Annotated in this window: 11 protein-coding genes; 6 read left to right on the plus strand and 5 right to left on the minus strand. The window is 73.0% G+C overall.

Going from position 1 to position 12,596, the window contains the following annotated elements; all coding sequences use genetic code 11:
* The first annotated feature begins 354 nt into the window (after window positions 1-354).
* The 4 genes from ABNF97_RS13415 to ABNF97_RS13430 all read left to right on the plus strand — a co-directional run bounded on the left by ABNF97_RS13415 (window position 355) and on the right by ABNF97_RS13430 (window position 3,220).
* Window positions 355-873, plus strand: coding sequence for a DinB family protein (locus tag ABNF97_RS13415; protein WP_349338723.1), 519 nt, complete (start codon window positions 355-357; stop codon window positions 871-873).
* A gap of 102 nt (window positions 874-975) precedes the next feature.
* Window positions 976-1,278, plus strand: a complete 303-nt coding sequence (locus tag ABNF97_RS13420) for a type VII secretion target (protein WP_349338724.1) — start codon at window positions 976-978, stop codon at window positions 1,276-1,278.
* Window positions 1,278-2,831: a hypothetical protein gene (locus tag ABNF97_RS13425; protein WP_349338725.1), complete on the plus strand. Its 1,554-nt coding sequence runs from the start codon at window positions 1,278-1,280 to the stop codon at window positions 2,829-2,831. The genes ABNF97_RS13420 and ABNF97_RS13425 overlap by 1 nt, the downstream gene beginning before the upstream one ends.
* Before the next feature lie 11 nt (window positions 2,832-2,842).
* On the plus strand, window positions 2,843-3,220 hold the full coding sequence (locus ABNF97_RS13430) for a hypothetical protein (RefSeq protein ID WP_349338726.1): 378 nt from the start codon (window positions 2,843-2,845) through the stop codon (window positions 3,218-3,220).
* Between the two features lie 3 nt (window positions 3,221-3,223).
* Here ABNF97_RS13430 and ABNF97_RS13435 read toward each other — a convergent pair whose 3' ends face one another.
* The 4 genes from ABNF97_RS13435 to ABNF97_RS13450 form a co-directional block, all read right to left on the minus strand.
* Window positions 3,224-3,655 carry a protease inhibitor I42 family protein gene (locus tag ABNF97_RS13435; RefSeq protein WP_165436835.1) on the minus strand — a complete coding sequence of 144 codons (432 nt, stop codon included), beginning with the start codon at window positions 3,653-3,655 and terminating at the stop codon, window positions 3,224-3,226.
* 84 nt (window positions 3,656-3,739) lie between these two features.
* Window positions 3,740-4,363: an HAD-IA family hydrolase gene (locus tag ABNF97_RS13440; RefSeq protein ID WP_130464351.1), complete on the minus strand. Its 624-nt coding sequence runs from the start codon at window positions 4,361-4,363 to the stop codon at window positions 3,740-3,742.
* Window positions 4,364-7,942 (minus strand): chromosome segregation protein SMC, encoded by a 3,579-nt coding sequence (gene smc / locus ABNF97_RS13445; protein ID WP_130464352.1) that lies wholly within the window; start codon window positions 7,940-7,942, stop codon window positions 4,364-4,366.
* A 393-nt stretch (window positions 7,943-8,335) separates the two neighbouring features.
* Entirely contained in the window at window positions 8,336-8,530 is a 195-nt protein-coding gene (locus ABNF97_RS13450) for a hypothetical protein (protein ID WP_101370286.1), read from the minus strand.
* A gap of 416 nt (window positions 8,531-8,946) precedes the next feature.
* On the opposite strand from ABNF97_RS13450, the gene ABNF97_RS13455 reads away from it, so the two are divergent.
* Window positions 8,947-10,305 carry a CAP domain-containing protein gene (locus tag ABNF97_RS13455; protein ID WP_349338727.1) on the plus strand — a complete coding sequence of 453 codons (1,359 nt, stop codon included), beginning with the start codon at window positions 8,947-8,949 and terminating at the stop codon, window positions 10,303-10,305.
* Between the two features lie 183 nt (window positions 10,306-10,488).
* Entirely contained in the window at window positions 10,489-11,292 is an 804-nt protein-coding gene (locus ABNF97_RS13460) for an endo alpha-1,4 polygalactosaminidase (RefSeq protein ID WP_349338728.1), read from the plus strand.
* A gap of 291 nt (window positions 11,293-11,583) precedes the next feature.
* Here the strand turns inward: ABNF97_RS13460 and mutM are convergent, their stop codons facing one another.
* Complete coding sequence (gene mutM, locus ABNF97_RS13465) at window positions 11,584-12,438, minus strand: bifunctional DNA-formamidopyrimidine glycosylase/DNA-(apurinic or apyrimidinic site) lyase (protein ID WP_349338729.1); 855 nt, start codon at window positions 12,436-12,438, stop codon at window positions 11,584-11,586.
* Window positions 12,439-12,596: the final 158 nt, after the last annotated feature.

Raw genomic sequence — 12,596 nt, forward strand, 5'->3', positions numbered from 1 at the left:
CGCGTCTGGGCGCAGGGAAGCGTGGTGACGTGCGCGACGGACGTCACCGAGCGACTAACAACGGCTTGGCTGTGAAGCCGACAGGTAAAGGTTTCCGGGCGCTGTCCCGGCCACCGGGCCTCATCTGCGGGTCGGACCGGACCCGCCTTACCAGCCCGCAAAAAGAAATACCACAAACCACCCAACGCCGGCTACCCGCAACCCGCAAGAGAATGCCGCCCATGATTCTTGGAGAACTGTGGCGCCGTGCGAACCACAGTTCTCCAAGAATCATGGCGCCGGGCCACGGATGTCGGGCCACGGGCGCTGCTGGTGGCGGCGGCGTGGGGTGGGCGGGCATGCGATCATTTTCCGATGACCTGGACCGCCCCCGACGTCGACCGGCAGCGCGCACCCCTCGTCGCCGACGAGCGCACCATGCTGGAAGGCTGGCTCGACTTCCACCGCCAGACGCTACTGACCCAGTGCGCCGGGCTGACCGCCGAACAGCTCCGTACCGCCAGTGTCGAACCCTCCAAGCTGACCCTGCTCGGCCTGGTCCGGCACTGCGCCTTCGTCGAGCGGTACTGGTTCCGCCAACAGTTCGCCCGGCTGGACGTACCGCCGCTGTACGCCACGGAGGCCCAGCCGGACCGCGACTTCGATGACCTCGACGGGGCTGACCCGGCAGCCGATCTCGGCACCCTGCGGGCGGAGATCGAGCTGGCCCGTCAGGCGGTCGCCGGCCGCTCGCTGGACGACACCTTCGTCAGCCGGCGCGATAACGACATCAGCCTGCGCTGGGTCTACCTGCACATGATCGAGGAGTACGCGCGACACAACGGCCACGCCGACCTGATCCGGGAACGCCTCGACGGTACGACCGGCGAGTAGGTCGACCCCGACACCAGAGTTTTCCACAGCGACGACCCGCGGGGACTCCAAAGATCGGCCTGGGCCAATAAGGTGCCGGGCAGACCGAGGGAGGGCGGGCAGATGGTACGGGTGGACACCGCCGCATTGCGAACGGCGGCGAAACAACTCCGCGACGAGGCGGCGGACGTGGTCGGCGAGGCGGTGAAGGCCACCGGGAACGCCGAACGCCGCACGGTGCTGAGCTTCGCCTTCGACGAGTACGGCAGTCACGACGGCTATCAGAGCGTCGCCAAGGCGTGGCGCAATGAGCTGGATGTCCTCGCCGAGGCGCTGCGCCAGCTCGCCGGGGCGATGGAGCAGGCGGCCGACAACTACGACCGTTCCGACGGGAACGCCCAGACCCGGCTGGACGGGGTGCGGTGATGGGCGACGACAACACGCCACTGCCCCGGCTCAAGGACCTCCAGCGCGACATCGCCGACCAGAACGGCCTCTGGAACGCGGGCGCGTTGCACTACTCGATCCGGGACGCCCTGCAGGTGGCCGGACCGGGCGGCACGCCGTCCACCCTGGACGAACTCGCCACCGACTACGCCAGGGCGGAGCAACGCCTCGACGCCGCGCTGCTGGCGGTCGGCCGACTGCGGCGGCAGAAGCTGCCCGCGATCTGGGCCGGCGACACCCATGTCGCGGCCGGGCAGGCGCTCGCCGCCGCCGAACGCGGACTCGAGCGCGGCGTCGAGGTGCTGGGCAAGGTCGCGCAGGGCCTGCGCGGACTGGCCGCCGCCGTCGAGGGCGGGAAGTCGCGGGACAGCGCCGCCCTGGCTCCGCTGCGCGAGGCGTACGAGCTGACCGAGGAGATCACAGCCGGCCCCTTCATCGACCCGCTCAACTACGACGGTGACACGATGCACCGGGCGCACCAGTTGGCCAAGGGCGGGATGGCGGAGCGGGTCGGGGCGCACACCGGTGTCGCGGAGGCATCCCGCGAGGCGAGCAGTGCCTTCCACGACCTCGCGTCACAGGCCCGGTTGCGGCGGTTGGCCGACTCGCCACTGTCCGCCCTGGACGAACTGCTCCTGGTCGACGCCGGCAGCACCGGCGAGGGCGTCGATTCGGCCATCCTCTCCGCCGCGATGGCCGACCGGTCGGCCGACCGCCTCGCCGCGATGAGCCAGCCGGACCGGGTCCGGATGGCGCAACTGCTCGCCTCGGCGGGCAGCCCGGAGCACCGGGCCTACCTGATGCGCGCCCTGGCCGCCGGCTACGACATCAGCAGGATCACCGACTTCAACCGGCTGATCAGCCCGTACGGCGCCGACCCGGCCTGGCTGCGAGAACATCTCAACCCGCTGGGCGCGGGCAGCCTGACCGCTGGGCACCAGCCCACGACGTTCGACGGCGCGGAGTGGACCCAGGGGCAGTACCCGACCTGTGTCGCCTCCTCCACTGTCACCGCCCGGGCCGCCGTGGACCCGCTCTACGCCCTGCAGCTCACCACCGGCGGCCACCCGGGCGACCCGGCGTACGACAACGGTGCCGCGTTCGCCGAGCGGCTCCGGGACGAGCAGGTCCGGACATATGACGGCGAGCGCTCCTGGCTCCAGGACCTGCCGCTGCTGGGCAGCGACGGGATGACCAACGACCAGTCGGCGACCATCGCCGACCAGGAAATCGGCGCGCGCACCGGCGCGGACTACGAGAACCGGGACGTGGACAACAGCGACGAGCGCCGCGCGGTGCTGCCGGAGATCGAGCGGGCGGTGGACGAGGGTCACGCTGTGCCCTTCTCCAGCCACGACGACAGTGGCGGGCATCAGATGCTGGTCATCGGCCACGAGGGCGACAAGCTCCAGGTCTACAACCCGTGGGGCTACACCGTCTGGGTCGATGAGGACGACTTTGTCGACGGTCGGCTCGGCTCCATCGGCAAGGGAGTACCGATCGAGTTCACCAGCGTCCGGCTGCCCAGGTGAGGAGTGCTGCGTTGACCTACCCGAGGACTGACGAGGACGAACTGCGGCACATCGACGTACCTGCGGAGTTGGCGGCCCGGCTGCAGGTCGGCCGGGCGCCGGGCGGGGAGGCGACCGTAGCCGCCGGGCTGGCGGCGGACCGGCTCGGCACCCAGCCCCGGTCGCTGACCTTCCTGGCCGAGGTGGTCCGGCGGGGTGGCGCCGACTACGCCGGTACTCTGCCGGAGCCGCTGCCGAACCCGGAGCAGGCAGCGCTCGCCGCGACCTGGCTGACCGCCGCGAACAGCGTCGAGGTATCGGAGCGCGGGCCCGACCATGACGAGACGGTGGCCCGCTGGCTGGAGAACGTCGCCCTGGTGGTGGCGGCCCGCCGCCGGGAGGCCCGGTGAGACTCAGGAGACCGTCACTGTCCAGGTGACCGTCTCCGACGCCGCCCTGGTCCGCTCGGTCGCGCAGCCCTGGAAGCAGTTCGTGAGAGTGACGGTGACCTGTCCGAAGCGCCGGGCGTCGAAGAGGAAGTAGCGGTTCCCACCGCCGCCTCCGTCCGCCGGTCCGAAGATCCGGTCCGTCAAGCTGTCGAAGATCAGCTCGTCCTCGACCAGTGCCAACACGTCAGCCGGCTCGGCGGTGGCGCTCCAGTTGTCGCCGACCGAGGCGCCCCGGTCCGGGACCCGGATCGAGAGACGGTCCCCAGGCTCCACTGTGGCGGATGTCGCCTGCTGGTCCAGGACGGTCCCGTACCGCGCATTGTGTCGGATCGTCAGCCCGACGATCGTGGCCAGGCCGACCACCAGGATCAGGGCGAGGGCGACACCGACGAGCACAAGCACAGGACGCTTAGGCGAGGCCACAGCGGACGACGATACCGGGCAGCCGCCACCGGGGGTGTGCCCGCCCGCCAGGGCCGCTCACCGAGCCAGCGCGGCGCGCAGGTAACGCAGGTCCGCCGGCCCGCTCCACCGGTACGCCGACAGCCCGGCCACCCGGGCACCCCGGACCGAACGGTCCGAGTCGTCGACGAAGAGCACCTGGGCCGGCGGGACACCGACGGCCAGGCAGGCCTGCTCGAAGTACTCCCTGGACGGCTTGGCCACGCCCAGCTTCGAGGAGTTGACCACCACGTCCACCTCGTCGGTCAGGTTGAGCAGCGCCAGGTCGGAATCGAGCAGGTCGGTGGCGTTGCTGGCCAGCCCGACCCGCATCCCGGCGGCCCGTACCTGGCGGACGAAGCCGAGTACGTCCGGGTCCACCGTCCCCCGGTCGGCCTGCCACTCCCGCACCGCCGCCCGCGCCCGGTCCGGCCCGCCGGCCGGCTCGGCGAGCGCCTCGGCGATCCCGGCCAGCCAGTCGGCGTGGCTGAGCTGCCCGGTCACCGCCGGTTGCAGCAGTGACCAGCGCATCGCGGTGTCGTAGAGCGCACCGGCCGGCAGCCCGTACCGGCGCTCGACCGCGGCGCTGGCGGCCGGATCCCACCGTCGCAGCACCCCGTCGAGATCCACCAGCAGGGCGGTCGGGCGTTCCCGCCGGGCCATTCAGTCCTCCTCGTCGCCGAGCCGCTGGCTGATCACCTGGGTCACCCCGCTGCGCATCGTCACGCCGTACAGGGCGTCGGCGACCTCCATCGTCCGCTTCTGGTGGGTGACGACGATGAGCTGGCTCTTCTCCCGCAACTGGGCCATCAGGGTGATCAGCCGGCCCAGATTGACGTCGTCCAGCGCCGCCTCGACCTCGTCCATGATGTAGAACGGGCTGGGTCGGGCCCGGAAGATCGCCACCAGCATGGCGACGGCGGTCAGCGACCGCTCCCCGCCGGAGAGCAGCGACAGCCGCTTGATCTTCTTGCCCGGCGGGCGGGCTTCGACTTCGACGCCGGTGGTGAGCAGGTCCTCCGGGTCGGTGAGCACCAACCGCCCCTCGCCACCGGGGAAAAGCACGGTGAAGACCTGTTCGAACTCCCGGGCGGTGTCCTGGTACGCGCTGGCGAATACCTCCAGGATCCGGTCGTCGACGTCCTTGACCACGGTGAGCAGGTCCCGACGGGTCGCCTTGAGGTCCTCGAGCTGCTCGGAGAGGAACTTGTAGCGCTCCTCCAGGGCGGCGAACTCCTCCAGGGCGAGCGGGTTGACCTTGCCGAGCAGGGCCAGCTCGCGTTCCGCCTTGGCGGCCCGCTTCTCCTGCACCGGCCGCTCGAACGGCACCGGCTCCGGCGCCGGCCGGTCGTCCTTCTCGGCAGCCAGGATCTCGGCCTGGCTGGGCGGGACCGGCCGCTGCGGGCCGTACTCGGCGACCAGCGTCTCCACGTCCAGCCCGAAGTCCTCGGCCGCCTTCGCCTCCAGCTGCTCGATCCGCAGCCGCTGCTCGGCCCGGGCCACCTCGTCCCGGTGTACCGCGCTGGTCAGCCGCTCCAGGTCGGCACCGAGCCGCTTGGCCGCGCCGCGTACCTCCTGGAGTTCGGCCTCCCGGGCAGACCGGGCCGCCGCCACCTCGTCCCGGGTCCGCTCGGCCGCGGCCAGCGACACCGCGAGCCGGGTCAGCGCCCCCCGGGCGCCGAACTCGACGGCCCGGGCGATGCCGGCGCCCCGGGCCCGGGCGGCCCGCCGGGCGGCGGCCCGCTCCCGGGCGGCCCGCTCGGCGGCGGCCTGCCGGGCCAGCGAATCGGCCCGACCGGCGATCGAGGCGACCCGCTCCTCGGCGGTACGCACCGCGAGCCGGACCTCCATCTCGTTCTGCCGGGCCTGCGGCAGGTACGCCGCCAGTTCGTCCCGCTCCTCGGTGGACGGGTCGGCGTCGACCGGGGTGGCCTCGGCGAGCCGGAGCCGCTCCTCCAACTCGGCCAGGCCGGCGAGATCCCGCTCCCGGGCCTGCTCGGCGCGGTCCCGCGACTCGGCCAACCGCTCCATCTCGGCCCTGGCGGACCGGGCCGCCGCGCCCAGCTCGGCCAGTCGGCGGGCGGCGGCGTTGCGCTGCCCCTCCGCGTCCCGCTTCACCGCCGCGGCGGCGGCCACCTCCCGCTTGCGCTCCGCCACCTCGTCGCGGGCCTCGCCGAGCTGTTCCCGCAGTTCGGCTATGGTCTGCTCGGCGGTCACCCGGTTGGCCCGGGCCTCCTCAACCGCGGCCTGCACCTCCAGGAAGCTCGGCGCCTTGGCCGAGCCGCCGGCCGCCGCGTACCCGCCGACCACGTCACCGTCGGCGGTCACCGCGCGCAGTTCGGGGCTGCCGGCGACGAGCTTGGTCGCGTCCTGGAGGGTGTCGACGAGTACGACGTCGCGCAGCGCCCGGTGCACCGCCGGGCGTACCTCGTCGGGGCAGCCGACCAGGTCCGGCGCCCAGCGCGCACCGGTCGGCAGGGCGGGGCGGAGCGCCTCCGGCGAGCCGATCATGCCCGGCCCGGCCTGCCCGCCGACCAGCAGCTCGGCCCGACCGGCGTCCTGGATCTTGAGCCACCGCATCGCCTCGGCCGCCTCGTCCACCCCGGCGACCGCGACCGAGTCGGCCAGCGAGCCGAGCGCGGCGGCGAGCGCCGCCTCGTGCCCGGGCGCGACGGTCAGCATCCCGGCCAGGCTGCCCAGCAGCCCCGGCACCTGATCGGCGCGCCCCAGCAGCGCACCCGCGCCGTCCTTGCGACGCAGCCCCATCGCCAGCGCCTCTTCCCGGGCCTTCCAGGTCGCCGCGTCCTTCTCCGCGGCCCGTTCGGCGTCGGAGAGGGTACGCACCCGGGCCGCCGCCTCCTCCTGCGCGGCGACCGCCTCGGCGTGCCGGGCGTCCAGTTCGGCGTTGTCCCGATCCGCCTCCGAGGACTGCTCGGCGACGGCGTCCAGCTCGTTCTGGGTCTGCTCGGCCCGCAGTTGCGCGTCGGCGTGCGCGGCGGCGAGCCGTTCGATCTCCTCCGCCGCCGACCCGGTACGCGCCCGCGCCGAGTTGACCTGCCCGGTCAGCTTGGCCAGCCCCTCCCGCCGGTCGGCGATCGCCTTCGCGGCCGTCACCAGCGCGCGTTCGGCCTCGGCGAGCTGGCGTTCGAGCTGCTGGCGGCTCTCCACCGCCTCGGCAAGCCGGATCTGGTCCTCGGTGAGGGCGGCGCGCAGCTCCTCCTCCTGCGCCCGGACCTCCTCGGCCTCGGCCTCTAGCCGCTCGGGGTCCCGGCCGGGGCGCTCGTCGTCCGGGGTGGTGCTCAGGTGCCGCAGCCGCTCCCGGGCCAACTGCTCGGTGGAGCGGAACCGCTCGGTGAGCGCGGAGAGCTTGTACCAGGTGTCCTGGGCCCGGGCGAGCAGCGGGGCGTCGGAAGCGAGCGCCTCCTCCAGCTCGGCGAGCCGGGACTGCACCTCGGCGTGCTCCCGTTCCACCTGCTCGCGGCGCTGCCGCAGGGCCGCCTCGTCGGCGATCTCCTTGTCCAGGGTCGAGCGGAGCGTGGCCAGGTCGTCGGCGAGCAGCCGCAGCCGGGCGTCGCGCAGGTCGGCCTGGATCCCCTGGGCGCGGCGGGCCACCTCGGCCTGCCGGCCCAGCGGCTTGAGCTGGCGGCGCAGCTCGGCGGTGAGGTCGGTCAGCCGGTTCAGGTTGACCTGCATCGCGTCGAGCTTGCGCAGGGCCTTCTCCTTGCGCTTGCGATGCTTGAGTACGCCCGCCGCCTCCTCGATGAAGGCCCGCCGGTCCTCCGGCTTCGCGTGCAGTACGGCGTCGAGCTGGCCCTGCCCGACGATGACGTGCATCTCCCGGCCGATGCCGGAGTCGGAGAGGAGTTCCTGGATGTCGAGGAGCCGGCAGGAGTCGCCGTTGATCTCGTACTCGCTCTCGCCGGACCGGAACATCCGGCGGGTGATCGACACCTCGGTGTAGTCGATCGGCAGCGCACCGTCGGTGTTGTCGATCGTCAGGGTGACCTCGGCCCGGCCCAGCGGTGCCCGGCCGGCGGTGCCGGCGAAGATCACGTCCTCCATCTTGCCGCCGCGCAGCGCCTTCGCGCTGTGCTCGCCGAGCACCCAGGCGATCGCGTCGACGACGTTGGACTTGCCCGAGCCGTTCGGGCCCACCACGCAGGTGATCCCCGGCTCCAGCTTGAAGGTCGTGCTGGAGGCGAAGGACTTGAAGCCCTTCACCGTCAGGCTCTTGAGATACACGTTCCCGATCCTCGTCCGGCGCGACCGCCGGGCAGGCTCAGCGCTTCCCGGTCCGTCCCGCTCCCGGTCCGGCACCGCCGGCGACCTGGTCGTCAGCCGCGCGGCCGCACCCGGCTCGGCGGAGATTCTGCTCCCGGCCGTGGGAGCCTGGTCAACCCGCAGGGTAACCCGGAGCCGGTCGTCCCGCGCGACGCGGCACGCACCGAGCAGCGTATCGGGTCAGTGGAGACCATCTGAAAGTAGCCGAACCCCGGAACAGGCAGGCGTACCCCCGGAACAGAACTGTGCGCGTACCCCGGAACAGAACTGCGCGCCGCCACAGGTGTGTCGGCGCGCTTTTTCTGGGTGCGATTCAGTTGTCAGGCAGGGCGCCGGTTGCCCGACGCCCGGAGCTCAGGTCAGCGCGGGCTCGGCCAGCCGCAGCAGGTCGTCTGCCTCGGCGACCGCCGCCGCGAGCCGATCGTTCTCGGCACGCAACCGCGTCGTCTCGAACTCCAGTGCCTGAACCCTGGCACGCAGTCGGGTGACCTCGTCGAGAAGGCGCCGGTCGGGCGCCGCACCAACGTGGCCGTAGAGGGCCTTCGCCATATCGTCTCCTTGTAATGCGCTGCCGGAAAGGCCGGCCAACGCGCGCCCAACTCGTACGCGACTACCCGCCCGCAGGGCAAAACGCGGGCATGGTCGGGCGCGACTGGCGACACTTACATAGTGTGCCGATGTCCCGGCTGAGTCAAGTTCCACCGGGCACAGGCCACCTGTGCTGTCAACCACCCGCCGGGGCGAGGGCTTGCGCGCAGGCACGAACCAGGTCGCGGTCCGGACCACAGGAGTCTATCCAGCGTCGATGTCCGCATCCGCATCGCCCCTGGCCAGCCACGATCCCGCCGGCGGGTCCCCCCTTATATCTTCCTTAGCCGCGTTGCCCCGGCCGGTGGCCCCGCGTAGCGTCCGCACGGTCGGCGAGCAGGCGATAACCGAGATCCGACAGCAAACGGAGGCGCAGCGTGCAGGGGTGGACCGAGCAGCCCGGCTGGGGGGACGGCGACGACTGGCCCGACCGGGCCGACAACGGTGCCGCCCACCCGGCCGCCCGCGCCGCCGATCGGGATGATCCGTCCCGTTCGTCCCAGCCCTCAGGCCCGGCGGACCCGCGCCTCCACCCCGACCCGGACTGGTCGGATCAGCATTCCGAGCCGGACTGGCCGGATCAGCGCCCCGACCTTGACTGGTCGGACCAGCGCCCCGACCTTGACTGGTCGGACCAACGTCCCGACCTTGACTGGTCGGACCAGCGCCCTGACCTTGACTGGCCGGACCAACGTCCCGAACCCGGCTGGCCGGACCAGCATCCGGAGCCGGGCTGGGTGGACGAGGTCGCCGAACGCTGGCGCCGGGCCGGCCTCGGCCCGGTCGACGAGCCGATTGGGCGGCGGCAGCAGGCCGCCGCCCGGTGGGCGGACGAGCCGGCGGACCTCGGCGCGTTCGACCTCGGCCGGGATGCCGACGGCGGCCGGGGGCGCCGGATACGTTCCGACGACCACGGACCGGGCGGCAGGGCGGGCGGCGGGGCCTCGGGCCGGGCGGGCTCGGACAGGGGCGGCTCCGGCCGGGGCAGCTCCGGCCGGCACCGTCGGCCGACCCCGCTGCGCGGCCCGGTCGGCCTGGGCATCGCGGTGACCGCGCTGCTCGGCGCCTTCGGCGTCGGTGCCGCCCTGCTGCCACCGAGCCTCGCCGACGCACCGGCCGGTGACCGGGGCGGCCGGCCGGCGGTCGAGGCGGCCGGTCCCGAGGAGGCCACGGAACCGGCGACGCCGGAGCCGACCGCGACCCCCGAGCGGGCCAGCACCCCGACGCCGAGCGCCACCCCGCCGCCCCGGAGGCCCAGGGCCACCACCACCGCACCGAAGCCACCCCGGACGACCAGCCCGGCCGCGCGGCGTACGCGGGCGGGATCGGGATCCGCCGCTGGCACGGCGGGAAGCAGTCAGCAGACGCAGGTGCTCGCGATCGTCAACCGGGAACGCGCCGCCAACGGCTGCGCCGCGGTGGTGGTGAACAGCGACCTGGCCGAGGCGGCCCAGCTGCACAGCCAGGACCAGGGTGAGCACACCAACATGTCGCACACCGGCAGCGACGGCAGCGACTTCGTGGAACGTGCCCGCCGGGCCGGCTACGACCGGCCGATCGGGGAGAACGTCGCCATGGGCTATGAGAACGCTGCCGCCGTGATGGACGGCTGGATGAACAGCTCGGGGCACCGGGCCAACATCCTCAACTGCGACGCCAGGGCGATGGGGGTGGGGGTGGCCACCGGGTCTGACGGCCGGCTCTACTGGACCCAGATGTTCGGCGCGGTCGCCTGACCGACCGTGCCCGCCACGCGAACTGGCTCGTTGGCCAGTTCGAAGGGGGTGCGCGGCTGGTGACCACCGCAGCTCGTTGACGTGCCGGGCCGTGACGGCCCGATCCGGTGGCGGCTCCGCCCAGGACGGCGGCCACCGGGACCGGTCGGCGCCGGGGCAAGGAGCGGTCGGATACGCCGTGCGGTGCACCTGCTCGTCGTCCTCGGCCTGGTGGCGGCGACCTCCGGCTGCCGGCTCCTGCCGAACCGGTCCGCCTCGGTGCCGCCGTGGCCGGGCGGGGTGGCCTCGACCTGGCAGTGGCAGCTCAGCGGCGCCCTCGACCCCACCGTCGACGCCCAGGTGTACGCGCTCGACGTCTTTCGTACCACCCTGGAGGAGTCCCGCCGGCTGCGCGCCGACGGACGGCGGTTGATGTGTACCGTCGAGGTCGGAATTCTCCACAGGGTCCGCCCAGACGAGCAGCGGTTCCCGGCCGAGATCCTCGGCCGGCCGGCCCGGGTGCCCGGCCAGCCGGACGGCGCCCCGGCCGGGCGATGGTTGGACATCCGGCAGTGGTCGAGCCTCGAACCGGTCCTCGCCGACCGGTTCCGGGTCTGCCGGGGAAAGGGATTCGTTGCCGTACTTCCGTTCGGGATGGACGGCTACACCGCCGAGACCGGGTTCCCGCTGACCTTCGACGACCAGTTCCGGTTCAACCGGGCGGTCGCCGCGCTGATCCGCCAGGTCGGCCTCTCTCCCGGCCTGGTCAACGACCTCGACCAGGTGTTGGCGCTGGAGCCGTACTTCGACTTCGCGGTCAACGAGGAGTGTTTCCGGCGGAAGTCCTGCGACCGGCTCCTCCCGTTCGTTGACGCCGGCAAACCGGTGTTCCATGTCGAGTACGAGGGTTCGACCGCCGACTACTGCCGCACCGCCCTCGGGTACGGGTTCAGCTCGATCGGCAAGGACCGGAACCTCGGCCCGCGCCGCGACATCTGCCCGCACTGACATCGCCGGCCGGGTAGCTCACGGGTGGCCGGATCCACCCGCAGCTGTCGCCGCCGTGGCCACCGCCGACGGGTCCGCTCCCAGTTCCCGCACCATCCGGCAGGCCAGGCCGTCCCGACCCGCCAAGGTGGCGCCGAGCAGGCGGGGCCACAGCCGGTGTGGTCGGTCCGCCCTGACGCCCGGCGGACCACCTCAGCGGCGTCGGCGGCAACCAGGCGTTCCACGTCCGGTTGGAACCCTGAGCTGACCCTCCACTGGCGGGCCGGTCGGCACACCGACCGGCCCGCCGGATCACGGGCGGGCGGCCCGGGGCCGGGGCTGGCAGCGCGGGCAGCTGAACGAGGACCTGTTCATGAACGCCTCACGGCGGATCGGCGTGCCGCAGCGCCGGCAGGGCATGCCCTCCCGGCCGTACACGTTCAGTTCGCGGTCGAAGTAGCCGCTCTCGCCGTTGACGTTGACATAGAGCGCGTCGAAGCTGGTGCCACCCTCCCGGACCGCCTCGGCGAGCACGTCCCGGACATGGCCGAGCAGGCGGGTGACCGCCGGGCCGGTGAGCGCCTCCGTCGGGCGGGCGCCGTGCAGGCGGGACCGCCACAGCGCCTCGTCGGCGTAGATGTTGCCGACCCCGGAGATCAGGGTCTGGTCGAGCAGCGCCCGCTTGACCTCGGTACGCCGCCGCCGGATCGCGGCCACGAAGTCGGCGTCGGAGAACTCCGGATCCATCGGGTCGCGGGCGATGTGTGCGATCTCGGCCGGCAGGGTCGCGCCGCCCTCGGAGACCGCCAGGCCGCCGAAGGTGCGCTGGTCGACGAAGCGGAGGTCGGTACCGCCGTCGTCGAAGGTGAACCGGATCCGCAGGTGGATCTCGTCGGCCGCCTCGGTCGGCCGGACCAGCAGTTGCCCGGACATCCCCAGGTGCCCGAGGATCGCGTCACCGCTGTCCAGCGGCAACCACAGGTACTTCCCGCGACGGCGGGCGCCCAGGATCGTCCGTCCGGCGAGTACCGCGGCGAAGTGCGCGGCGCCGGGCAGGTGCCGGCGTACGGCGCGCGGGTGGCGTACCTCGACCGCCGCGATCCGCCGGTTCGTCACCCAGCGCGACAGCCCCTCGCGGACAGTCTCCACCTCGGGCAGCTCAGGCATGGACCACCTTCATTCAGTTCGAGCCGGCGTCGCCGACCGTGCCGGGGCTGGCCGGGACGCGGCCATCCGGCGCCGGCCCGGTACCGTCGGCCGCCGGGACAGCTCCGTCGGGCGCCGGAACCCTCCCGTCGACTGCCGGAACGGTACCGCCGGCCGCC

It is taken from the genome of Plantactinospora sp. B6F1 (assembly GCF_040120695.1).
Classification (GTDB): Bacteria; Actinomycetota; Actinomycetes; order Mycobacteriales; family Micromonosporaceae; genus Plantactinospora.